The organism is Nocardioides ultimimeridianus (genome assembly GCF_054777895.1).
Map to the genome: position 1 here is coordinate 55,299 of NZ_BAAHAB010000003.1, position 22,475 is coordinate 77,773.

The window sequence follows — 22,475 nt, forward strand, 5'->3', positions numbered from 1 at the left end:
CGAGGGCTACGACCGAGGCCAGGCCGATGCCCGGCGGCCTTCGTGCCGCTGATTGAAATGTCCTACCCATTCGTTTCGACACCGGAGGGCAAGGCGATGGACTACGAAGGCGGGCGACTGGAAGCGTCGCCTTTCTCGGTGTTCCACTACACCGACGCTGCCGGTCTGCACGGGATCGTGTCCGGTCGCACGCTGTGGGCATCAGGAGCTGCCGGGTTGAACGACTCAGCCGAGGTCAGACAGGGCTGGGCCGCTGTCGCGGCGTTGCTGGCCGAGCTTCCCGCGACAGGTGCGGCAGACCTACTGCGAATGCGCGCCGAAGATCCGTTGCAGGCCCCGCACGAGGTCTTCGTGTTGAGCGCCTCAACCCGCGGAGACGATGCAGCGCAGTGGCGTCTCTATGCGAGCAGCGGCGCGGGATACGCCGTCGAGCTCGACCCCTCCGTCGGATTGGCTGTCGTCGAGCAGCAGTACCTCCGCAATCCACCACCGTTGTTGGCCACCGTGACCGACTTTGCCGATGTGAGTAGATGGAATGAGGTCCTTTACGACCGGGCGCGAGTGCGGGTCGCTTTGCAAGAGCTGGTCGCGAAGGTCGACGAGGAGCTCGACGGTCTCCCAGCGCCGACGGGCGATCCCGACGTCGACGATGCCTGGTTCGTGACCGAAACGAGCGCGTACAAGCAGATGGCAGAGCTTGCTCATCTGATCAAGGAGCCAGGCTTCTCCGGCGAATCTGAGATGCGCGTCGTTGCCACGTTCGACTGGGGTGACCGGCACGTCCGTTATCGGCCAGGACCGGGCGGTCTGGTCGGCTATGTGCCATTAGCCGTCCCGGGCGCAGACAGGTCCCCCGGTGTGGTCGTCCATCCCGGTGAGGAGCGACTGATCCCAATCCGTTCCGTACGCCTCGGCCCTCGCCTCGGAGCAGGCCACCTCGGAACCGTCACGGCGTTCCTGCGTGCCAACGGTTATCAAGACGTCGAGGTCCGGATGTCCGAGGTGCCATTGAGGTGACAGGCGGCTCATCAAGAGCTAGAGGCTGCTGCACTGATTGGTGCCATGGAGTCAACCGAACTGGGCGCAGACCCGGATGCAGGCTGAGGCGCGACGGTTTCGTTCGAGGCCGAATAGGGGCTGTTAGCAGGGTAGTTCAAGACGGAATGACCGAAGCCGGTTCTCTTCAAGGCATAGGACCATCAGGCGATCGCGGCTGCGGCCCGCTGAGTACCGCCCTCCTTGCTCGGCCGACCCGACATCTGCTCGATCAGCATCGACGCGCGCTCGTCCGAGATGTATCGCCAGCTCTGAGGAGGCTGGAGCGCATGCTTTCGAAGCTCTGCGAGCGGGACAGGGCATTCGGCGGCTGTGACATCGCCGAGTCGGAGCCCGTAGGCGTTGAGGCGACCTCCGAAGTAATCGCTGAACTCGGAGGCCGTGATGCCGGCCGCGTCCTTGTGTTCGTTCCACAGTGCGGTCGGCGTCGCCTGCACGATGTGTTCAACGGTCGCCCAGCCAACGAGCGCTTTGGTGGGCGTGGACGAATAGATCAGAGCGAGTGCGCCCGGCTCGAGAGTTGGCATCGTGCGCCGGAGTTCGATCGTCTTGGTGCCGGTGAGGATGGCCTCGGCGTAGCGCGGTTGGATCGAGATCAGCAAGGCGCGGGAAGGACGTGTTGCCACCTTGGTCGCCCAAGGACGCTTCCGTCCACTGGTCACCTTCGCACCCCCTCTTTGTAGATCCGCTCGTACGACTCGTCAGTTACCCGTTGGGCCGACCGTAGTAGAAGGCTCCGACCATCTGGCCAAAGCGCGCGGAGCAGGTCCAGAGTCACAGGCCTGCTGAACAGCTCGGTCTCGCTGATAAGCAGCGCAGCGGCCTTGCCGTTGCTCGCGGCGGATTCGATGTCGGCCTGCCTCCATACACCGAGGCGGCAGAAGCGGCGGTGGAGCCGCGCGGGCGTGTCGGTGACAACGTCAAGCAGATTGGACGAGGCGAATACGGCGCCGTGTTCCTTACCGCTGACGTACCAAAGGACCCGTGCTGGCGAGCGAACCGGACCTGCGCGGTTGCAGTAGTAGACGTGCTCGCGGGAGAGGCCAAGGTCATCAGCGCGGTTCATCAGCGAGGCGGGGTAGCCGAGCAACTGCGATGAGAACTGAGGTTTGATCGGCACCAGGAAATTGCTGATGCCCTGATCGATGATCTTGGCAGGGGCCCACAGCCGCTCGAACTCCGCCGTCTGGGCCATTGACGGGCTTTCCGGGAGTTCAAGGAAGCGGGCGAGCTCTCCGCCAGCCTGGTCCGCCAGAGACTGCGCCACTGCTGACACCTCTGCCCAAGCGCCAACTGTGGGTATCGCCAACGCGGTCAAACCTTCTTCTCCGCCGTCGAATCCGGCATCCTGCAAAGCCGCAATCACACCGCCGTGCAGATACGGGTCCGTCACCCGGATTACGTGCTGCCCGCCTTGGACCGCGGATTCGCGGAGCAGGTGCGCGACCTGGCGCGCGACCGTTACCTGCAGGTCCCCTCGGCCCACTCGGAGGAATGGGACCTCGAGGCGGTCCTGGTTGACCATGGTCGCCCAAACAGCCTGGAGAACCCCGCTACCGTCGTAGACGGCTGTGCGCACCACGTCCGACGTCGCTCTACCAGCTAGGCCAGCCACAAGGTCCCGAAGGTCCTTGATCCGTTCGCCCGCTGCCTTGTCCAGCAAGAGGTCCAATTCTTCCGGACTCAGACCCCTGTCGAGACGCTTCGTGATGAAGGTGGTCTCCTCCAGTTGCGCAGGACGGTAGGCGATGTCGCCCGCCTCCGCGTGAAGGAAGGTAGGGACCTCGGCCGGGTGCAGCGCGACCACCCCGTGCCGCTCTGCCGCCTCCGCTAGATACATCAGTGCGTTCTTGTCCCGGGTCACATACATGTCGACGCCGTTGGCGTGAGCTTCGGCGATCAGACGTGCGTCCTGCTCAAGGCTCGGGTCCTGGTCACGGAGTCGTTCCGGGACGTCCTGGAGCAGGTCGTCGAGGACGTACTCCGTGGCAGCGCCATCGAGACGCGTGTAGTTGAGCTGCGCATTGAGGAACCGCTTGCGTTCGTCCGCGTCCTTGGTCTTGTAGATCTCCGCCTGGAGTGTCGGCAGGAGGACCACGTTGACCTTGTCGTCGGCGATCAGTGGCGCGATCACCGCGGAGTGCTGGGAACCGGGCCGCCTCTTGGCGGAGTGCAGATCGGAATACACGTTGCTGTCGAGAGCGACTGCGCGCCGGTCGGATCTGGCACGGTCGAGCAAGGTGAACAGGTCGTCGTGTCCATGCGACCGCCACCAGACGGTGAGCGGGTGGCCCTGCTTGCTGCGCCCCGTGACCTGCGTCTGCGCGGTGAATCCGAGGCGGGGCCAGAGTGAGTCAGCGGGCCAGTCCGCGCGGCACTTGAGAACCATGCCCAGCCGGTCCGCGTGTTTGGTACTCACCGCGTCGATCAGACTTCGCGCGAGCCCGCTTTGTCGTGCATCGTCGCTGATGCAGAGTTGGACGACACGGATGATGTCGCGTGGGAGATCGAACAAGCAGTAGCCCGCCACCGAGCCATCGGACCGCCTCGCTAAGGCGATGTGTCCTTGAGTCGCCGCCGCGCGAAAGCCAGCGAAGGGCAGAAAGCCGAGACTCTTGCTGTTCGCGTCACCGAGGGCGGTTATCTCTGCCAAGACCGCGTGGGCGGTGATGGGCTCGATCGCAATGGGGTATGGCCGGGTCACGACCATGATGCTCCATCAATCGCGCAGGCCAGAAACCAGATTTCACCAAACACCTACCGGGATAGCTGAAATGTCGATCATTTCACGGAGAGTCGAGATGCAGGCGAGGGGACTGCTCCACCAACTGGTCAGACTGTCACTAGTTGGTGCAGCAGTCCGTAGAGTCGCGCAGCCGGGTTCGCTACTCCGAAGGGACCCTGGGTAGCGGGCCGGCGGGGCCGGTAGCGGCCTTTCCTCGGCCGCGGAGGCTCGGGCGCTTCCGGTGTAAGGAACGCGAACTTTACGATGATCCCGTCGGGATGTTGCTGTTTACGTGGGTGATCCTGTCCAGTTCGTGCTCATAGTAAGCAAGCATGTGCCGTCGATGAGGGCACAGCGAGCTGTCGGGATGACGCTCCAGCATCACCTGCATCGTGTGTTTGAGGTAGTGCAGCTCGCGCAGCGTGTAGGTCTGCTGGTGTGGTGCCGGATCGGTCGGCTCTTCGAGCACCCCAGGACGCCCGGGCCCCATGCTCGCTCGGTCCGCCGTGCCTGGGCGGCGGCAAGGATCGCGCATCGGTGGGCACGACCAGTGGGCTTGCCGGCGACCTTCGCGAAACTGCGGCGCACATGAGCGGCGCGCCGATACCCTCCGCTGAATGCAAAGGACCGCGAGACGACTGGCGATCCCAGCGCCTGGGAGCGGAGGGCGTGGCCGTGTGGGCCGACACCGAGACTGCATCGATTACATCAACTTCTCCACCGTCGCTGACTCGCTGGTGGAGCTGATCGAGCAGGCCCAAGGCAAGCCCCTGTCCATCGGAGTCTCGGGGGCCTGGGGAGTCGGCAAGTCCCTGCGATCACGACGGAGTGCCGGCCGCCGACCCGTGAACGGATCACCCAGGAAGACTTGAAGTGCGGCGCCGAGCGCGCATTCGGCATCAGCACGTCGACGCTGGTCCATGGAGGCAACGTCGTCGCAGGCGGCGAGCATCGGGCTGGCCTCGCTGAGACGGCGGACGCGGGCCATGTCGAACGAGGTCGATCTGAGCGTGATCGTGCCATCAGGGTCGGGGCGCATCTCGAGGATGCGAACGATGCGGGAGAGTTCGTCGGCCGCGATGTAGCCATCGAGGTGGCCGGGACGGGTTCCGACCAGTAGCGGTCCCAGCCCGTCAGGGTTGGCTAGTCGCTCCTGGATCACGGTCTCTGCGGTGATCGCGGACCGCGCCTACTCCACCGGCGTGATCCGCGCAGAGCTGCGTCGACGTCGGATCACCGCTGTCATCCCACCCAAGAGCGACAACATGGCTGCCCGGAAGAGACGAGGAAGCATGGGCGGACGACCGCACGCATTCGACGCCGAGACCTACAAGGACCGCAACGTGGTCGAGCGGTCCTTCAACGAGGCCAAGCAATGGCGCGGCCTGGCCACCCGCTACGACAAGCTCGCCGTCACCTACCGTGCCGCAGCCACGATCTTCGCGATCATCACCTGGCTACGCACATAGGGGAGACAGGCCTAATTGGCCCTGGGCATCCCCACCGGGGTCAGCAGCGTAGTCAGCCTAGTGCGAGACCAGGAGCCGATCTGAGCGGCCATACGTCGTGGACCTGTCGGCGTTTCAAGGTCGAGGTGACAACGCTGGGACCTAATCGGCGTCGAAATGGCTTCCAGAGCCATCGTCCACTCCCTGCCGTCCCACGGGCCTCCGGCGGATGAATGGACACACCACTGGTCGCCTTGAAGAGTCCAGTCGAGCAAGAGACAACGCCAACGCCAACGGCGCGTTGCCTGATTCACGACAACCTGGTTTGAAACCCCGGCACTCTCGGCGAGCTGCCTTAGCGCGTGAAGGTTCGGTGAGCGCGGCAGTTGAGAGAGGTGCGCATCGGAGACCAATAGGTTCGCGGCGATCGCGTCACACAATCGTTCTGTCGCAGCGTGGGACAAGCCGTGACTGGGGTGCGACCGCGGCGCGTGCTGATAAATCCAAAGATGACCAAGCTCGTGGGCGATGGTGAACCGAGCGCGTTTCGACGATGTGCCCACGCGGATACGGATCTCACCGCCGTTGTCCGGTGAGAGGTGCCCGTCGAAGGTTTGACGCCTGTACGTGACGCGTTGGCCGAGCGCAGCGGCCATTATGGCCACAGGAACCTTTTCGCCGCCAGCGGTTGGCCCGAGCTGAGCGAGCGAGCGAAGTTCCTCGGCGGCTTGACGTGCCCAATGCTGCAGTTGGCGATGGTCGACGCCCGACCCTGCAGTTCGAATCTCAGATACAGGGCGCGATCGGAAGCGAGTGGCGGCGGCGATGAACACCTCGTCCCACGCGGAGGTCGAATCCGGTGCTGTCATCAGTTGCGTCCGTCCAGGCCCGCCTGGTCGAAATATCGGTGCCACAACGCCGCATCGCTGAGTTCGCCCCGGCGCGCGCCGAGGGACGAGAGCTCGATCAGGAGTGCGTCGGCGGCCTGGTAGGCGTCGAGGATCCCCAGTTGGCGCTGTTCGCATGCCTCAGCCATCGCCGCCAGTTCGGGGTCCTCGAAGTGTGGAGCGGGCTGGATCGGGCCTGGAAGGGGAACATCGAGCGCCGCGTGAAGGTCGCCGACACATCCGACGCCCGCTAGCTCAAAGCCGACGGCAGTTTGGAGACTCGCCGTGACCTGCGCATCGGTGAGTCGGACCGTGCTGCTGATGAGGGAGCGTTGCGGCTCGGTGCTGTTGCGCCAGGCGGCGAGCAGCAGTGTCCGCTGACGGACTGTAACTAGTTCGCGGTCTGCCTTGCGGCGTGCGCTGTTGGCGAGCATCCAGTTGCTTGCAGCCATCCATTCGGCGACGAGCTGACCGGCGTGTTGGATGCGGCGTCCGTAGGGAATGAGGGTGACGAGGTCAGGATCGAACCTGTTGGAGAGCCGGCGGTTCTTCTTCAGCACTACGACGGGCAGCCGCAGTTGCTGCGCGATCATGATCTCGGCGCCGACCCCTGAACTGGCGTCGTCACCGAGCCCGAGGTAGACGGTGGCACGGCCCATCCTCACTGCCGCGTCCCCTCGGAGGATGGGGCCGGTCCTCCACGGCTCGTCGGCCCCTGTGTTGGGAGTGGGCGCCAGGACGTGAGCGCCGAGAGGCACGAGCGCCTCGTGAAGATGGCGAACCAGGTAGTCGTCTCGCTCGCGTGCTGGCCGGTCCGCCTCGGAGACCGGGCGGCCCAGAGCCACGACGTCGTTTCGCCTCGGCGGGTGCGTCTCGGGCACGGTCAAGGGCTGATCGGGAGAGCCGTTTACGATCCGAGTGCGCAGCCAGTCGGTGATGTCTTCGCTTGTGAGGTTCGCCAAGTTCCGAAGCCGGCTCAGGGCGGCCTGACTGGTTTTCAGAGGACGCAGGCTGAGTTCAATGTCGTGGCGTTGGGCGACGGACGCGATGACCGCGACCAGACACTCGTCGCGGCGTGTGACTGCGAACTTCTGGTCCGCGGTCAGTGCCCGATGGCACATGCTGCCGAGTGCGTCGATCACGGTCCTGTGCAGGGGCGCGTCGTCTCCCGCGTAGACGATGTTGAGGAGATGTCGCAGCTGGTTCAGGTCGAGCAGCTGAGCTGATGTGATCCGATCCGCTTCCAATACTCCAGCGACGGCGTCGATTGCATCACGAACCGTGTAAAGCATCGCTGCTTCTCCCGTCCAGGCAGGCTCTCTGTCTCTACCTGCATGACCTACGGACTGCACACGCGACGTGGTGCGCGCAGCCACGGCAAATGTCAGCATGTGGGACGCGAGCCGACCACGTCTCACATGCTCCTGCTCGTCCCTGCCCGGAATGGACGTGGGAGCGGGATGACCCTCCGCTAGGCAAATTGCGCTTTGGACAGCCCACGCAAGACTGCATTGTCCGTGGCCTCGCGCCGATAGGCGCGCCCACCTATGCAAGGTGCGGCTCAATGCCGCTTATCAGCAACCACGTCAAGCAGCTCAGCGACTGCGTTCGGCTCAGGATCCTCCGTGAAGGAGATCAATCCAGCCGTGGGGAACTTGTCGTACTTGACTCGTACCACTCCGGGCGTGGACGAGACGAGGTCTGCAACCGTGACCGTTGAGCGGCCGTGCCGCCAGGAACCGCCTGCGTTCTTGGGCAGGCCCACGACAAAACTGAGTTGCAACTTTCCCCCGACAGGCACCATTCCGCTCGCACTGAACCTGTAGCGCACACGTACATCTCGGATCTGATGCCCAGATTCGTCGAGGACCTCGATCGCCCCAATGTGGGTGCTCTCATCGACAGACGCTAGGCGCCCCGGTGCCTTGAAGGTGCCCAGTACGTCGACCGCTCCGGCAAGGTCCTGCGGTGTCGCCGTGGAGTCGGACTTCAAAGTGAACCGGTCACTAAGTACGCGAGCAACTTCCTTCTCGAACAGCGACCCCGATTCCTGGCGCCGACGTGCGGCCTGCCGATCGACGGCCGCGGCGACAAGGTCCAACGCGAACTCGTGGACATCGACACGGAAGTACGTGTCGCCGACGTCGTGCAGAGTGATCGCCCCGACCGACTCGAGGTACAACCGGGTCCCGATCGGGAGCAGTTGGAAACTGACCTGAAGTTCAGGAAGGGACTGACCCTCGTATCGGGCCAACATCATGATCCGGTTGTCGTCGAGCGGGCGGATGGCGGCGGCCGCATCTCGGCCGTCCTTGCGCTTGCGGTGACGCAAACGGTCCAGAACCTCCCGCATCTCTTCACTGACGTCCACTGCGTTCTCCTAGTTAGAGCGACTTACTAGTGATTGATGTGCTGTCCTACAACCGGGAAGGCAACCCCATCCACCCTCCTACGCGGGAAACCCAGGCCTTGGTGCGCTGCAGGGAAACATTTCGTCCGTCCGTGGTACTTCACCTAGTCATCTGTGACTAGGCGCGCAATGATCGAACGGGCCCATGCCAGCATCCGCTGCTCCCTATGCTCAGGCGTTGATCGGATGCGCCGACGCAACCGACGAAGAGAGTTCTGTGGCTCCGGGGGAGATGACACGACCCCAACGTCAGACGGTGCCGGCGTGACCTGGATCGTGTCCAACGCGTCGATCAACGCCAGGAGCTCGGCAGTGCGTCCCTCACGGCGGAGTTGCTCGAAGACCTTCCTGGCCCTAGCCAAGGTCAACGCGGGATCGAGTCCTTGCAGCGCCTCCTCATCGCCTCGAACGAGCCGACCACCCCTAAAGGCGCTCACGAATCGCCCCCGTCGTCGCGCCCCGATAACAACCGGCGCGCCCGATGCAAGGCCCGCACGACAGATGAGTGAGCCAGGTCCAACTCCGCGGCGACCTCGCGCGCGGTCGGATCAGAGTCTCCAGCAGACGCAAGATCCAGCCATGCAATCACCACCCGAAACGTCGTGTCGTCCCCAGATGACCTCAGTTCACGCAGGAGCTGGCGAACAGTCGACAGACTCGCCGACCTATCCAACAAGGCAAGCACTGCCGCATCATCGGTCGCCGGACCAGTCGGGATGGGCTCAACCAGCTTCCGGTCTGCGTCTACAACCCCAGCTCGTGCTCGCCCGAGAACAGGAAACAGGCCCAGTCCTTCTATCAGCGCCGACTGCAGAGCGAGAACCCCAAGCCCTATATTTCGGTCACGTCAGAAGACCGACGCGGGAGACTCCACACAGCTCTGATCCAGAACTACGCATTTGTCGAGGCGCACGGCGGGTGGAATCCTGACGCTCCGCTGATCATGGGAACTTTCTGCTCAAGGCACGTGCTTCCGCTGACTACGACACGGTGCGAGGGGCGTACTACGACGACCTGGGGTCTGGGTGCGCGACCGCAGGACCGATTGCGGTCGTTAGCGCGCTGAAGAAACTAGACTCAGCGGAGGATAACCTCGGCAGTGCTGAGGAGAAGACACTGGGACTTGGCGACGCAACGATTACCTTCCATGAGGCTTTGTTCGCGAAGTACGCGAAGACAATCGGCGACGAGGATGCGGCGGCACAACTTGAAAGAATCGCGGAACGATTCGGCCATGCTGGACTGGCCTTCTTGGCAGTGCAGTTGGGTGTTACGGCGTACCTGCATTGGAATGAGCAGGGCCTGACGGCCGGACAGAAGGCGTATAATGACGTAGGCACTGTCGCGTCCGGCGCGATTGGCGGCACATTGATGAAACTCCTGTGCGGAACGGCAGGCCGCATCTCGTGTGCGGTGGGCACGGTCGTCGTGGGTTCCGTGATCGGCGAAAAGGTGTTCAATAAGTTGCTGTCAATACCGCCGAACAATCCAGGTCAGCCATACCAGCCCACTAGCCAATGTCACCCAGTGATCATCAGCAACTGGCAGGAGCATTGGGATCCGAATCAGGGAGTCTTGGATTGTGAGAACTGATGGAAGACGAAGGTGAGTCGAGGCCGACCTCGAACCTGTGGCTCGCATGCATAATTGGCCTGGCCGGAATGTGGATATTTCGCGATGACCGACACGCTCCGAATGCTATCTGGCTGACCATCGGATGGGTATTCGCAGCGTGGGGGCTCTTGATGGGTGTCTCAACAGGTTTGCGCACAACTTCGGCCGGCGCCCGAACTAGTGCTGGACTGAGCACGGTTTCAAGTCTGTTAGGCGGAGCCGCCGTCGCCGCGTTCATGCTTGATAATCACTCGTATTATCCAGGCTGGGCTGCCAGTGTGTCGGCCCTGTGTATGGGCGTAGGCTTCTGCCTCTCGCTGTTATATGCCCGGGCGCGTTCGCGCACCGGCCCTAGAAGATGATTTCCGTGACTGCCCCCATCGGCGTCGATTACACACACTCAAAGATCGAACCGGTTCTCACGACCGAGATCGCGGGCGCTATAGAGCATCTCCGCCAGCAGAACCCCGGAGTCACGATCTCCAAGCGTGTATGGACGAGAACCAAGCCTGCGCACCGGCGGCCGTCGGCCTGGTTTCCTATTCGCTTGGTGCCGCATCGGTCACAATGAAGGCGGCGCGGGAGGGATCTCTCCTCATGCGTGCGGCAGCGATGATGGATCGCGCTTCGCGGGCAACTGGTGGTCTAGCCTTTGGCGGAGACGTCACCCATGCCGTGAATATTCAGGCCCAACTCGCTATCGGTGAGCAGTAGCTGAGGAGATTCGATGCAGCGCGGTGTTGAAGCGTTGTTTCAACCCGAGGTGTCACGGCGGCGGGCTATCACGACGTCGATCCCATTCTGCAAGGGAGTGCCGTGACCGGGCGAAGCTGGGGCACCGGACGGCCTTTCGATGGCGGGAGCGTCCCGAGCGATTTCGACATCGCGTTGGCGAGCCCCAGCCTCTTGCGTAGGGCATCCGAGTTGGGAATAGGCTTGCGTAGTTCCGGAACGCGCACAGGTCCTCTTTTGGAGGGCGACTTGCAGAACCTCAACCTTTCGAACCTGCAGGTGATCCTGTCGGGCGCTGCGGGCCGTGATGTCAACTTCATGATTTACGGTTCGGACTTGTCCGCCGTCAATCGCGCGCCGAGCGTGAGGATGCCCTGATGAGCCGATATTGGACCCTGGGGTCTACCGACAGTCTCGATGCGGTGGGTAGACATCTGGCAGAGCTGCTCGAGACCGATTTGGAAGAACGTGAAAGTGACTATCGCGGAGGCCGGTACTTGCGCGGGCGGTCGGAGCGCTACTCGGAAGTGATCGTGCAGCGAAACGAGGAGGATGAGGACGGCTTGGCTCTGGAACCACAGCACGTGGAGTTCCCCTACCATCGCGTACGTCGCAGAACGTGACGTGCAACTAGACGGGCCAGACTTCAGCAAACATGGCATCCACGTACTCAGGTTGAGAGAGACGTAAGCCGAGGCGTTCGTTGCTGGCGCGTTTGGCGGGGGATCCGCGTTCGATACGCCCTTGGGGCGCAAGCCGACCCCGCCAACGCCTTACCAGCAGCCCGCGGCCCGCGGCCCAGTGCCGGCCAGACATCACGCCAGACGCCAACCAGCCGTGGGACAGTTCCAAGAGTATTCTGAGTTGCTGAGGACCACATGACACCATTGCGCCAGATGGCGCGGAACTACCCCCTTCTGTTCGCTCTCGGGACAGTCCTTCTAGTGATGATGTGGCATTCCGGGGTTCTCGGTGGCGCCAGCTTCTGGGTGGCCGCATTGGCGGTAGTTCTGCTCTTTGGGTGCGTGGGTGCAGACCAATACCTCCATGCGGCTGGCCATCGACGCGGAGGCCGGGCCATCGCGTTGGGGCTCATTCCCACGGTTCTGTTCGCGTTTGGGATCTACTCCACCGCGAGTCGCCTGAACTCTGAGATGGTTCTTTGGTTCGTAGGCGTCGCGTTCGCATCCTTACCCGTGGGAGCCCTCCTCGCACGGGGGATCGACCTCCTGAACGACGGTGGAGACGGCAGGGAAGTCGGTCCCTAGGTTGCTGGACCGCCTGCGCTGGCGCCGGGGAGCCAGCGACCTCGAATCGATACGTCGTGTCCGTTTTCGCCAGTAAACGGACACCCCGTGCCGGTCGCTCTCGCCCACCCTTGACGCGCGCCGCGGTTGAATCGACCGCTCGATGAGCGGTGTCGTCAGCGTCATGCGAAAGGCCGCCGGGCAGCACGTCGCCCAAGTGATTCACGGAGACCAGGAGGGTCGATTCAGGTTCTCGCACTGGCGGGACCGGGGCCGCGCTCGCTTCGGCGCGCCCTCGATGCTCGGGTGGTCTGGAAGGGCATGGTGACGACGACGAGCGGGAACTGCACCGAGAATGCAACGGTATTGGTGTTAGTCGGGTGGCCGGATGAGTGAGATCTCGCCCGCGGCCGCCGACGTCGCCGGCATGGTGCACACCGGGATCTACTGGCAACGCGAGGTCGACGACCTGGCGCGCTCGGTGTACGTCGCCGACCTCGATGCCACGCCCGCCGGCCCGGAGTTCTTCGTCGAATGGCCGCGCCAGGCCCTCGAGGACCACGCTGAGCTGACGCCGGCCGCTCGTGCCGATCGCGCCGGCGGGCTTCTCGAGACCACGCCCGGGCGCGGCTTAAACCAGATGTACCCGCTCCCGGCCGAGCTGCTTGCCCAGGTCGAGGAAGCGCTCGTCGAGGACCGCCGCGAGCTCGGCCGCACCTCGTCGCGTTCCGGCTTCGTTCGCGAGGCCGTCCTGGTCGCGGTCGAGACGGCACGTCGGCGCCGAGGCGGGACGCTCCCGCCTCCACCGAACCAGCTGCCCAACCGCCGGCCCCGCCGGTTCGGCTGAGGGCCCCGCGGGCACTCGGGGGCGCAGGTCGATGAGGTTCATCTCGAGCGGCCATGAGCACGAGGGGGACATGCCGTGCCTTCTGTGGGTAGCGGGCGAACGCCCGCGCACCAGGACAGGAGGCGTTGCGATGACACTGAGGGTGCAGAGCCCCGACGAGCTGATAGCCGCCGTGGACCACATCATGGGGTTCCACGTCGAGGACTCGATCACGGTGATCCCGGTCAGCCCGGGACTTCCGGGCTCACGGCTCGACCTTCCGACGAACCAGGCCGATCGCACCGAGATGGTCAACACGCTGCTGCGCGCCTACGGCCGAAGCAGTGGCGGCGCCGTCATGGTGATCGGGTTCGCGGACAGCCCGAGCCAGGTCGAGCCGGGCACCCACCAGCTGTGCGAGGCCCTCGCCGGGGTCGGTGTCGGGGTTCGCGGGCGACTGTGGGCCGGCGACCAGCGTTGGACCGACCTGGACAGCGGTGTCAGCGGTATCCGTAGCGCCACGGCGGCGAACAGGATCGCGGCCGAGATGGTGGCTGAGGGTCGCAAGGCCCCGGCGGCGTCGCGGGCGGCGGTCGACCAGGAGTTCATCGGCAACCCCGAGCCGGTCACGCGCTACCTGCCCGCTGTGGCTGGCGACATGGAGAACAGCACCCCGGCGCGGGAACGGCAGTGGGCGATCGGCCGAGCCGAAGCGTTCCTCGAGGACGGCCACAGCCTGACCGACCCGCAGGCGGCTCGCATGCTCGCGTGCTTGCAGTCGGTCACCGTGCGCGACCAACTGTCCCAGCGGATCAGCACCGAGACCGCACACTCCTGGAGCCCGCTGTGGGACAACCTCACCCGCCGGTCACCCGACGAACTGGTCGCCCCGGCCGCAACGCTCTCCGCGATCTCGAACTGGTGCCAGGGAGACGGAGCCCGGGCATGGGCCGCGCTCGACCGCATCCTGGCCGACCAGCGCGCTGCTGACTCGCTTGCCGGCCTCGTTGCGTCGGCTCTCCAGTGCGGCGTGCACCCCGGCGCGTGGGACCAGGCCCGCTCCGCGGCTCCGGTGTACCCGCCGATCGAGAGCCGTGAGATCTCAGACGCCCGCCGACAACCACCAGAACCGACTGGTCTGGCGAACGGGCGCCCGCCCGCCGGGCCTGGCCGATGAACACCATCAACCCGGAAGGAGGGGGACAGGTGGATGCGACCAGACAGACCACCATGCAGGCCAACGGCCGTCCTGATCTGGCGTGGCGCAACCGCGCTCGCTCAGGCGCATCAGGAGGTTCCGTTTCCCTCGAGGAGCAGCTCGCGGCGCTGGCCCTTGACGCAGCGACTCGTTCCCGATTTCGAGTCGACGTTATCCACATCGCCAGCGAGACCCTCTGACGCGGAACCGGGCTGTGGATAAGCGCCAGCCGAGCGCACGAAAGGCGAAGACTCCCACCAAGCCGTGCACCCGGAGAAGGGACTGCCCGTGACCGAGTTGAGCCAAGTCGCTCAAAGCGCCCTTGCCGACGCCGGCGTCGCCACCGATGAATGGACCACCTACGGCGGCTGGCGCACCGAGGTAACAGCTGAGTCGGGGGAACCTCAACGGGTTCCTGAGACCGAGTGGCGCGGTGACAAATGCGGATGCACCGACGACCGTTGCGTCGGCTATCACCACAACGAGCACGAGGAATGCTCGTGTCTGCCTGCACTCCTCGACGACCTCGCCAAGCAGCGGGGGGCCTACGCCATCTGGCAGAGCTGGATCGCGCCGTTCTTCGTCGCCGGGTCCTGCCGCAGCTCGACCGCCATCCGGGTGGCGCGCTCACGCAGCTCGTCGGGGTACTTCCTGGGTGCTGCCATGACTCTCATCCTCCATGGATTGAGAGCCTCCATCAGACCCGGGGCGATTCAGAAGTGTGTTCACCGGCGGCGGAATGGCCTCCTGCAAGGTGTTGAACCGGGCACCGATGGACAAGAAGGCCTCTAGCCGGCAGGAGGCTTGGCTCAGGTCCCTCAGGCTGTCCACGATGTTGGGTGCGAAGCGAGCTCGCAGAAGCAACGCGAATCGAGGCGAAGCACAAGTTCATCCGGCCGCACTGCCCTTGGCAGAACGGCAAGGTCGAACGTTTCAACCGCACTCTGGCGACCGAGTGGATCTACCGCCAGGTGTTCACCACCAACGCCGAACGAGCCGCCGCTCTTGCGCCGTGGCTGGAGCACTACAACACTCAGCGATGCCACAGCGCACTCGGCGGTCCGCCTGGTCAGTCGACTGTCACCAACCTTGATGGCCGCGTACAGCTAGTCGTTGTACTTCGAGGGATGGAACACAGAGAGCTTTGCATAACCGCCGTAGCTGAACTTCGTGCGGGCTTGACCCTTTGGGACAGACAGGTCGAGTTCGTCGGTTGACTGGTAGGTGATCTTTCTGACCCCTCCGCTGCCGATGGCGGTGATGGTGGTGGCGTGGTCGGCGTATGACCAGGTGGGCCAGGTCCAGAAAATCAGGTCTCCGATCCTGCTGCCGCCGAGGTCGCCGGTGCCGTCCCCGGTCGCGTCGTACAACCATTTACCAGCGATGCCATGACGCATGTGCTGTTTGAGGTCTTCGGCCAGGGACCAGGTGCGGCTCCACGACCGCCGAGCGCCCCGCACCGCGTTGAACTCGACGTACCACCAGTCCGTCACCGGAGTGCTCATTACGCTAGTTCCGATACGTGTGGGCGTACCGATCATGGGGAACTGCGCTGCAGTATTGAGGATTCTCGACGCGAACGACGCGCAGCTGCTCATGCTGCCGAATTGGTGGTAGCCGTAGACATGGTTGTGGGCCCAGCGTACGACCGCGTCGCGCCATTCCTTGCCCGTTCCACTCGTGTCAGTCACAGGCACGGTCGTCTTGAGCGCACGCGCATACGTGAGGTCAGGTTGCCAGGAGACCTGCGGGGCACCACTGGTGTCGGTCGTGGTGCTCGGCGGTTCGCCATTGGCGACGGCTTCGAGGTTGCTGTTCAGGTCGCTGACGGCCGTCAGTTGCGGCGTGCCGCCGGTGAAGGTGAGCGCCTTGTCCTGCGACGCCGTCACGTCTGTGGCGACGCCGTTGTTGTCTGTGGCGACGCTCACGGTTGTCACGGCTACCTCGACCTGGGTGCTTCCGTTCGCGAGTGGAACGACCAGGGTGGGGCTAACCGTTGCGGTTGACGGAGTCGTGTTGTCGCTCGGGCCGAGCAACTGTCCAAGGCCGTCAATCGTCGCCTCGGTGGTGCTGACGTCGGTGAGCTGATCGGCGATATTGGTGCTCGAACTGCTCCCAGCAAGTAGCTCGGAAACAGCTTGCGTCGGATCATTCGAGATCGATCCGGCCGCAACGGAGTACTCGGCTGATGCCTGGGTGACGGTAGGAGCCGCCGTTCCGGCGGCGGCGGGAGTCGCCGTCGTGGACGCGTCAGGGCCCTGCCCTGCGGGTGTGGTGGCTCGAACGCTGATGGCGTACTGCGTTCCGTTCGCCAGACCAGATACGACCGCCGAAAGGTTTGCCGTGGTGAGGGTGACTGGCGAGCCGCCGCCAGCCTGGACCGTTACGACATAAGACACGTCTGCCGAGGATCCGCTCGATACGGGCGGTGCCCAGGTGACAAGCAGACCCGCCGTCGCCGCCGATCGCCGCCAGACGACGCGGCGATGTGGGGGGTGTGGGGTCAGCGACATCGACGGTGATGTAGGGCCGGTTCGTCTCGACGCTGTCCGTGGGAGCACCGATCTCGAGAGCGGCGCTGAGTGCCGTCGGCGCCTTGAGAACGATGCCTCCCTTGGGCGCACCGCCGCTGGGCCCAGATGGACAGCAGGTTGGTGATGTCGAAGGTGACGGATCCGTTGGCGTCTGCGGCCTGGGAGTCGATCACGGTGGCGAGATCGTCGTTCTCGATCGGCGCGCCAGCGACTTGCGAGGGGTCGAGAACCTGGTCCTCTTCGATCGCATTGGTGGATGTGCCGTAGGCGTGCAGGTGCAGGGTCGCAGCCACGATCGGGGTGCTGGCGTCAAACTGCGAGACGTCTGGGACGAGGTAGCCCTGGTTGTCCGCGCCCGAGGGGCCGCCAAGGTAGAGGTGGCCCGCCTCGCAAGTCGCACACGGCTGAGTCTGGAGTTGCGTGGCGTTGATCAGAGATGCCGGGAGCCTGACCTGATGCGTCGGGAGTGGGCCGACCGGTGTCCCGAAGTCCGTGGTCTGATGGGCGGTTGGGGCAGAGCACTGATCGACGTGACAGGTCACTACCCACCAATCGATGGGCCCGCGAGTTCCGTAGTCGTTGATGTCGACATAAGTGCTGACCCTCTCGCCGGGGGCATCGGCGACCTTTTCGTAGAACGGTGCCCCTGCGAGCGGGTTCCCGTCGGATCCGTTGACATAGAACTTGGTCACGACGTGGCCCTCTGCTGAGGGTGCCACGGCGCTGAGGTTGAGGGAGCCCGTGGAGTCGGGGAGACTCGTCAGTCCCGTGGCCTGCGCCGGCGCTTGGCTGGCCTCGATCGTGAAGGTGATCTGAGTCCACGGCCCGGCGTTGCCTGATGCGTCGATGGCTCGGACCTTGAAGGTGTGCGAGCCGGCGTCGGGGTACCAGCTGACACCGTCATCGCCAGACGCCGAGGTTGAGGTTGGACCACCGTCCTTGGAGACTTCGTAATGGTCGGTGTTGGCGTTTGCGTCAGCCCAGAACAGCGCGGGTAGGTCTTGTGGCGTGAGCCATGCAGACGTGGCGCCGTCGCGGTAAAGGGGACTGTAGATCGTCACGGGGCCGAGCGAAGCCGTGGGCGTCACTGCAGCGGTAGTGGCTGATTCGGGCCCGGTGCCGGTGCCATTGATGGCCGCAACCGTAAACGTGAAGCTTGACCCCGCGGAGAGGCCCTTCATGGTGGCGGAGGTCTGCATGCCGGTCACGGTTTGGCTCGCGCCGGTTTGGACGTTGGTGACACGGTAGGACGTGATCGGCGAGCGGCCGTCGCTGGAGGGATGGGACCAGGTCACGGTGGCTCCACCCTGCGCGGCGGTGGCGGCCACGTTGGTGGGCGCCGTCGGCAAGGTGGTTCCGGAGAAGTAGCCGTAGACGTCGATGTAGATGTCGACGGTGCCGGATCCGGAGAACCTGACGTCGATGGTTCCACTGGCCGATACGGGAAGGATCGCGGAGTTGACCCCCTTGACGCCGGAATCGACGTAGGTGATGGCGGTGCCCGATCCCCAGTGGTTCTTCAACGGGGTGGGGAATGCGGTGACCTGACCGTTGGCGGTGCCCGTCGGGGACTGGGCCGTGATCACGAGTTGGAGTGCGTTGACGTTGGCAAGGGGGATGCCGTTAGTGCCGGCGATCTGGAACGTCTCGTAGTTTCCTGCCGAAATCGTGTGCGCGCTGGCCGGCTTCGGAGCAGGGGTGGCCACCACTCGCTTCGGCGTCAGCGGGACGTACGCCGACCCCACGGCCCCGTTTGCGGAGGTGTAGTAACCCTGAACGTCGACGAAGAAGTCGGTCGGGGCGCCCGAGTTCTGGACGCTGATCTTCCCCTCTGAATCCAGTTTGGTGACGACCTGGGTTGCAGTCGTTTGCCCGGATGGCGCCTGCACGGCTGTGGCGGCCGGACGTGTGGACGAGGCCGGCCAGACGTACAGGTAAGTATCGCCCGTGGGGTTGACTGCGGTGACGTTGATGACAGCTGCACTCACCCCGGTGGAGGGGATGCCGCCGAGGCCGGCGAGCTTGAACGTACGGGTGCCGCCGGTGCTGATCCGGGACTGGGTAGTGACCAGACCCGTGGTGGAGTCCACGACGCGTTGCTGGGGAAGAGCGAAGAAGCCGGCCGCGCCTGCCCCTGTGGTGGTGTAGTAGGCCTCGACGTCGACCCGGATGCTGACGGTTCCCGACGAGTTGTAGATCGCGATCTTGCCGTCGGAGCTGGGGACCAGCGTAGTGAGATTCGAAGTGCGTTCCCCCGCCTGGTGCCACATCTGACTCGACGCGGGGATGGCGTCACCGGCGGTCCACAGCTTCATGTATCCCTGGGTGGTCGCGGTCGTCGCGGTCACGCTCAACACGACAGCGGTGACGCCAGAGGACGGGACGCCGCCTGTGCCGAGCACGTTGAAGCTCTTCGTCTGATCGCCCGTCATATCCGAGCTCAGCCCCAAGCCAGTGGAGGAGTTGACGATCCGTGCGGGGAGGAGCGGCACGAGCATCGATCCGGCTGGAGTGTCGGCGCGGGCAGATTGGATAGCCATCCCGGGAAGGAGTGCCACAAGCACGGCAACGGTCAGCGCTACAGCGTAAGTGCTGCGGATATGTCCCCAAAACGTCGTCACTGTCTACTTCCCTCACACGTCACGAGATCGCGTCGTCCAGTGGCCGCGACCTTGGCGAGCACATAGCAGCAGAGTGAGCCGGATGTCCGCAGCAGAACAGTCGGATTCATTCGGTTCTGTCCGGACTTTTTCCTGCGCTCCAAAGCGCACAGGCGACGAACTCGCGCATTGAGCACCGCGCCGCGGCTCGACGGACTAGGATCCCGGACGTGAAGATCGTTGGGATCGGCATGTTGCTGACGTCTGTGCTTGTACTGGCAGCACTGTGGCTCGTTCCGTTCAGTCCGGGCAACCCGCAATTCCATATTCAGCACTGCGTCCCGATTCGCGAAGCCTTGCGGCACACGGACATATTCGGCGGCGGCTTCGACATGTGCCACAGCCGTTCTATCGACCGCGTCGTAATCGGCGCCGTCGCGGCCGCCGCGCTCGGCCTTGTCGGGATCGGCATGCTGCTGGCTGGCCGGCAGCGTTCCGCACACCAGGGTTCGGCCTCGTGACATCGAGTTGACCCAGCACCGAAGCGAGCATGCCTCAATCTTTGTGAGAGCACGAGCACGCAGTACCCGCTCAAGTCGGCACGTTTGAGCGCCACGGTGCGAACTCAAGGTGCTAGTTGTACCCCGGCCATGAGGTTGGTACCAGCAGTTCGTTGACGTGAAGAGAAGCTACCGGGCCGCCGCGACGGCGGACCACGAAAACAGCGATCCAGCGGCCATTGCCGCCGTGCATACTCGAGCCGCTACCTGGGTCCAGCGCCACCTGCCTCGTGCGTTGACATTCTCTCTCGACGTCGTCGTCGTCGGCGTACGAGGAATCTCAGTCACCTATCTCGGTCCGGACACCGTCTACATAAGTACGACCCCCGAAGGAGACTGGTACCGCCGGCTGGTCTGGAGCGAAAACACTGACCCGTACGGCTACGTCGTCGATTCGCTCTGATGGTTCGCACTCATATGAGGCCAAGCCCGGAATCGGGACTCACTTGAGGAGATCGTCCTGGCTCCACGATGGCTCCAAATGTCCTCGGGTTGAGCTCTGGGCGGCAACGAGCGCACGCGAAACACCACCGGCATCAGATTCTCGGCGCCATCGGTCGGACCTGCTCGGCTGCAGGCTGGCCGACCCCAAGCGCAATCTCCTCTGGGCAAACACTGGAGGAGATCGGGATGCATGCGCCTGTGCGCACCGTCACGGGGGGCAAGGCGCCCGCGGCGGTCGCCGAGCAGTTGTAGGCCTTGGAAACGGCGCCATCGAGGGCGGCAAGGAGCGCGGGAGGCACCGGCCCGAGGCGGTTATCGCGTGCGGCGATGCTGATGAGCTCTGGACGAATCGTGTCGGCCGAGTCGGGGAGGAGTCCTTCGTCGATATCCGTAGCGAGGCGGTGCACGACCGCGCGCGAGGGCGCGACCAGGTCGGGATCGCGCAATGCGGGCCTGGTTGCCTCGGCGATCTCGACGGCCGCGTCGACGTAGTGGGCGATGACGGGCAGAGCCGCGGCGAGGTCGACTCGTTGGAGGATCACGGCTGTGGGGGCCAGCTGGTCGCCGTTGTGGGTGAGCTCGCGGCAGGCCGAGCGCAGCTGGGCCGCGGTTGCGCCGAGGGCGGGGTCGAGGCGAGTGCCTTGGGGCATGAGGTCGCGCCAGCGGCGGGCAAGGCCCATCCACGCTTCGCCGGCGGCGGTGAGGCGCTGCTCGAGGCGTGTTGGGTCGATGCCGGCGGGCTCGAGGTGTCCGGTCTCGGCCGCGGCGCGGGCGAGGACCAGGGCGGCGCCGAAGAACATGCCTTCGGTGCGGGCGGCGAGGACGAGGTTGCCGGCGTGAGGTGCGGCGACGAGGGTGCGGTGTGCCTGGATGTCGAACCGTGCCAAGGCTTCGCGGAGACGGGGGAGACCTTCCACGGGGGCGGTCCGCTCGTGGGCGAGGGCTTGCGCGTAGTTGCCGGGCTGGAGGTAGGAGCCGAGGACGCGTTCGGCGACGCCGAGCCGGCTAGCCCAGCGCACGCCGGGGCCGACTTCGTAGCGACCGCGGTAGTGGGCCGCAGCGGCCCGCAGGGCCTCGGTTCGGGTTGGGTCGCTGGCGCGCTGTCGCCCGTCTTCGTTGAGGGCGACTACAACGCCGTGGGTGGCGATGTAGAGGGTATGGACGATGCGGGTGCGTGCGGCCTCGAGGTCCTTCTGCACGCGGGGCTGGTGCGGGGCGATCTCGCTGCCGTACTTGTCGACGAGCTGGCGGGCCCGACCGAGGTTGTCGGTGATGCCGTGCATCCGGTGGTCGCCAGGCCCGGCGCCGGGCCACCGGGCGGTGTCGAGGTCGGCCTGGATGGAGCCGGCGAGCTCGGTGACGCGTTCGATCGTGCGGCGGCCGGCGACGCCGGCGTACTCGGGGCCGGGCAAGGCTTTCCAGAGATCGGCGGCCGCGGCGACGGTCTCGGCCCATGCGCGGAGCAGCCCTGGCGCGGCCGCGGCTTCGACGTCGAGGAGGAGTGTGCGGGCTTGGTAGTCAGAGGCGATGAGGAGCTCGCCGACGCTGCGCACATCCCCTGCCGCGGGCTCTGGGGCCACGGTGGGGGCGTGCTTGGGGCTGTGGGCGGTGAAGGTGCCCGGCGCCGGGATAGCGAGGTCAAGCGGCACTGGAGCGTGCCTCTCGTACGAGCTCGGCGACGGTAATGGAGAGGTCGCTGGCGCCGGCCAAACGGGGGTCGAGCTCGCGGGTGAGTTGCTCGGCGGCCTCGAGGACCCGTAGCGGGTCGCTGGACTCGCAGGGGGAGTACTCGAGCACTCTGCGGTCGGGCGGGAGCATCTCGGCGGCTTGGGAGGCGGCCAGGAACGAGCCCAGGCCCAGTGAGTGCAGGGGCGAGTCGATGCCGGCGGTGTCGGCGGCCTCCCAGAGGTGGTCAGCGGCAGATTGGAGGAGGTAAGCGATCTCGCTGAGGGGCTGCCAGAACAGGTCGGGGGTGAGGGTCTTGGCCATGGGTTTGGTCTCCTTCCGGGGGTCTGCGGTCCATCGAAGCCGGATCTGGGCCGGGATGGGGGCTGGGCTGCAAATGGCCTGTGGATAACTGCCTTCTTGTCGGTGGCTGGGCACAAACTGGGGATGGAAGCGTCGTCACCCACAGAAGGCGAGCGGCACGGTCGTGGTGCTCACAAGAGGAGGAAGTCGCTCGAAAGTCACTAGT

At 64.9% G+C, this 22,475-nt stretch carries 20 protein-coding genes and 1 pseudogene; 11 read left to right on the forward strand and 10 right to left on the reverse strand.

Going from position 1 to position 22,475, the window contains the following annotated elements; genetic code table 11:
* The first annotated feature begins 42 nt into the window (after nucleotides 1–42).
* Entirely contained in the window at nucleotides 43–1,017 is a 975-nt protein-coding gene (locus tag ACYU8V_RS01420; protein WP_460844650.1) for a hypothetical protein, read from the forward strand.
* Nucleotides 1,018–1,199: 182 nt separating this feature from the next.
* On the opposite strand, the gene ACYU8V_RS01425 is transcribed toward ACYU8V_RS01420, so the two are convergent.
* The 3 genes from ACYU8V_RS01425 to ACYU8V_RS01435 all read right to left on the reverse strand — a co-directional run bounded on the left by ACYU8V_RS01425 (nucleotide 1,200) and on the right by ACYU8V_RS01435 (nucleotide 4,250).
* Complete coding sequence (locus ACYU8V_RS01425; RefSeq protein ID WP_460844651.1) at nucleotides 1,200–1,718, reverse strand: ASCH domain-containing protein; 519 nt, start codon at nucleotides 1,716–1,718, stop codon at nucleotides 1,200–1,202.
* On the reverse strand, nucleotides 1,715–3,766 hold the full coding sequence (locus tag ACYU8V_RS01430; protein WP_460844652.1) for a PIN domain-containing protein: 2,052 nt from the start codon (nucleotides 3,764–3,766) through the stop codon (nucleotides 1,715–1,717). Before ACYU8V_RS01430 ends, ACYU8V_RS01425 begins: the two co-directional genes overlap by 4 nt.
* A gap of 274 nt (nucleotides 3,767–4,040) precedes the next feature.
* Nucleotides 4,041–4,250, reverse strand: a complete 210-nt coding sequence (locus ACYU8V_RS01435) for a hypothetical protein (protein WP_460844653.1) — start codon at nucleotides 4,248–4,250, stop codon at nucleotides 4,041–4,043.
* A 148-nt stretch (nucleotides 4,251–4,398) separates the two neighbouring features.
* On the opposite strand from ACYU8V_RS01435, the gene ACYU8V_RS01440 reads away from it, so the two are divergent.
* Nucleotides 4,399–4,653 (forward strand): P-loop NTPase fold protein, encoded by a 255-nt coding sequence (locus tag ACYU8V_RS01440; protein WP_460844654.1) that lies wholly within the window; start codon nucleotides 4,399–4,401, stop codon nucleotides 4,651–4,653.
* 300 nt (nucleotides 4,654–4,953) lie between these two features.
* Complete coding sequence (locus tag ACYU8V_RS01445; protein WP_460844655.1) at nucleotides 4,954–5,250, forward strand: transposase; 297 nt, start codon at nucleotides 4,954–4,956, stop codon at nucleotides 5,248–5,250.
* 11 nt (nucleotides 5,251–5,261) lie between these two features.
* Here the strand turns inward: ACYU8V_RS01445 and ACYU8V_RS01450 are convergent, their stop codons facing one another.
* The 3 genes from ACYU8V_RS01450 to ACYU8V_RS01460 form a co-directional block, all read right to left on the reverse strand.
* Nucleotides 5,262–6,098, reverse strand: coding sequence for an ImmA/IrrE family metallo-endopeptidase (locus ACYU8V_RS01450; RefSeq protein ID WP_460844656.1), 837 nt, complete (start codon nucleotides 6,096–6,098; stop codon nucleotides 5,262–5,264).
* Nucleotides 6,098–7,408, reverse strand: coding sequence for a hypothetical protein (locus tag ACYU8V_RS01455; RefSeq protein ID WP_460844657.1), 1,311 nt, complete (start codon nucleotides 7,406–7,408; stop codon nucleotides 6,098–6,100). Before ACYU8V_RS01455 ends, ACYU8V_RS01450 begins: the two co-directional genes overlap by 1 nt.
* 269 nt (nucleotides 7,409–7,677) lie before the next feature.
* Nucleotides 7,678–8,487, reverse strand: a complete 810-nt coding sequence (locus tag ACYU8V_RS01460; protein WP_460844658.1) for a hypothetical protein — start codon at nucleotides 8,485–8,487, stop codon at nucleotides 7,678–7,680.
* A gap of 1,029 nt (nucleotides 8,488–9,516) precedes the next feature.
* On the opposite strand from ACYU8V_RS01460, the gene ACYU8V_RS01465 reads away from it, so the two are divergent.
* The 6 genes and pseudogenes from ACYU8V_RS01465 to ACYU8V_RS01490 all read left to right on the forward strand — a co-directional run.
* Complete coding sequence (locus ACYU8V_RS01465; RefSeq protein WP_460844659.1) at nucleotides 9,517–10,119, forward strand: hypothetical protein; 603 nt, start codon at nucleotides 9,517–9,519, stop codon at nucleotides 10,117–10,119.
* A gap of 1,002 nt (nucleotides 10,120–11,121) precedes the next feature.
* Nucleotides 11,122–11,250 carry a hypothetical protein gene (locus tag ACYU8V_RS01470; protein WP_460844660.1) on the forward strand — a complete coding sequence of 43 codons (129 nt, stop codon included), beginning with the start codon at nucleotides 11,122–11,124 and terminating at the stop codon, nucleotides 11,248–11,250.
* A 1,257-nt stretch (nucleotides 11,251–12,507) separates the two neighbouring features.
* The gene (locus tag ACYU8V_RS01475; RefSeq protein WP_460844661.1) at nucleotides 12,508–12,966 is read left to right on the forward strand and encodes a hypothetical protein; all 459 of its coding nucleotides are present in this window, start codon (nucleotides 12,508–12,510) and stop codon (nucleotides 12,964–12,966) included.
* A gap of 31 nt (nucleotides 12,967–12,997) precedes the next feature.
* Nucleotides 12,998–14,122, forward strand: a complete 1,125-nt coding sequence (locus tag ACYU8V_RS01480) for a DUF4192 domain-containing protein (protein WP_460844662.1) — start codon at nucleotides 12,998–13,000, stop codon at nucleotides 14,120–14,122.
* Complete coding sequence (locus tag ACYU8V_RS01485; protein ID WP_460844663.1) at nucleotides 14,119–14,343, forward strand: hypothetical protein; 225 nt, start codon at nucleotides 14,119–14,121, stop codon at nucleotides 14,341–14,343. Before ACYU8V_RS01480 ends, ACYU8V_RS01485 begins: the two co-directional genes overlap by 4 nt.
* A 654-nt stretch (nucleotides 14,344–14,997) precedes the next feature.
* Nucleotides 14,998–15,253: pseudogene (locus ACYU8V_RS01490) on the forward strand (integrase core domain-containing protein); the annotation flags it as partial.
* On the opposite strand, the gene ACYU8V_RS01495 reads toward ACYU8V_RS01490, so the two are convergent.
* Together ACYU8V_RS01495 and ACYU8V_RS01500 are read right to left on the reverse strand one after the other, a co-directional pair.
* Nucleotides 15,250–16,656: an amidase domain-containing protein gene (locus tag ACYU8V_RS01495; protein ID WP_460844664.1), complete on the reverse strand. Its 1,407-nt coding sequence runs from the start codon at nucleotides 16,654–16,656 to the stop codon at nucleotides 15,250–15,252. The pseudogene ACYU8V_RS01490 and the gene ACYU8V_RS01495 overlap by 4 nt on opposite strands.
* Complete coding sequence (locus tag ACYU8V_RS01500) at nucleotides 16,647–19,175, reverse strand: fibronectin type III domain-containing protein (protein ID WP_460844665.1); 2,529 nt, start codon at nucleotides 19,173–19,175, stop codon at nucleotides 16,647–16,649. Before ACYU8V_RS01500 ends, ACYU8V_RS01495 begins: the two co-directional genes overlap by 10 nt.
* 332 nt (nucleotides 19,176–19,507) lie before the next feature.
* Between ACYU8V_RS01500 and ACYU8V_RS01505 the strand changes: the two genes are divergently transcribed.
* Together ACYU8V_RS01505 and ACYU8V_RS01510 are read left to right on the forward strand one after the other, a co-directional pair.
* A complete protein-coding gene (locus ACYU8V_RS01505; protein ID WP_460844666.1) occupies nucleotides 19,508–19,798 on the forward strand; it encodes a hypothetical protein in 291 nt (96 codons plus the stop codon).
* A 157-nt stretch (nucleotides 19,799–19,955) separates the two neighbouring features.
* Nucleotides 19,956–20,240, forward strand: coding sequence for a hypothetical protein (locus ACYU8V_RS01510; RefSeq protein WP_460844667.1), 285 nt, complete (start codon nucleotides 19,956–19,958; stop codon nucleotides 20,238–20,240).
* A 133-nt stretch (nucleotides 20,241–20,373) separates the two neighbouring features.
* Here the strand turns inward: ACYU8V_RS01510 and ACYU8V_RS01515 are convergent, their stop codons facing one another.
* Complete coding sequence (locus ACYU8V_RS01515; protein ID WP_460844668.1) at nucleotides 20,374–21,930, reverse strand: hypothetical protein; 1,557 nt, start codon at nucleotides 21,928–21,930, stop codon at nucleotides 20,374–20,376.
* Nucleotides 21,920–22,270 (reverse strand): hypothetical protein, encoded by a 351-nt coding sequence (locus ACYU8V_RS01520; protein WP_460844669.1) that lies wholly within the window; start codon nucleotides 22,268–22,270, stop codon nucleotides 21,920–21,922. The genes ACYU8V_RS01515 and ACYU8V_RS01520 overlap by 11 nt, the downstream gene beginning before the upstream one ends.
* Nucleotides 22,271–22,475 lie beyond the last annotated feature (205 nt).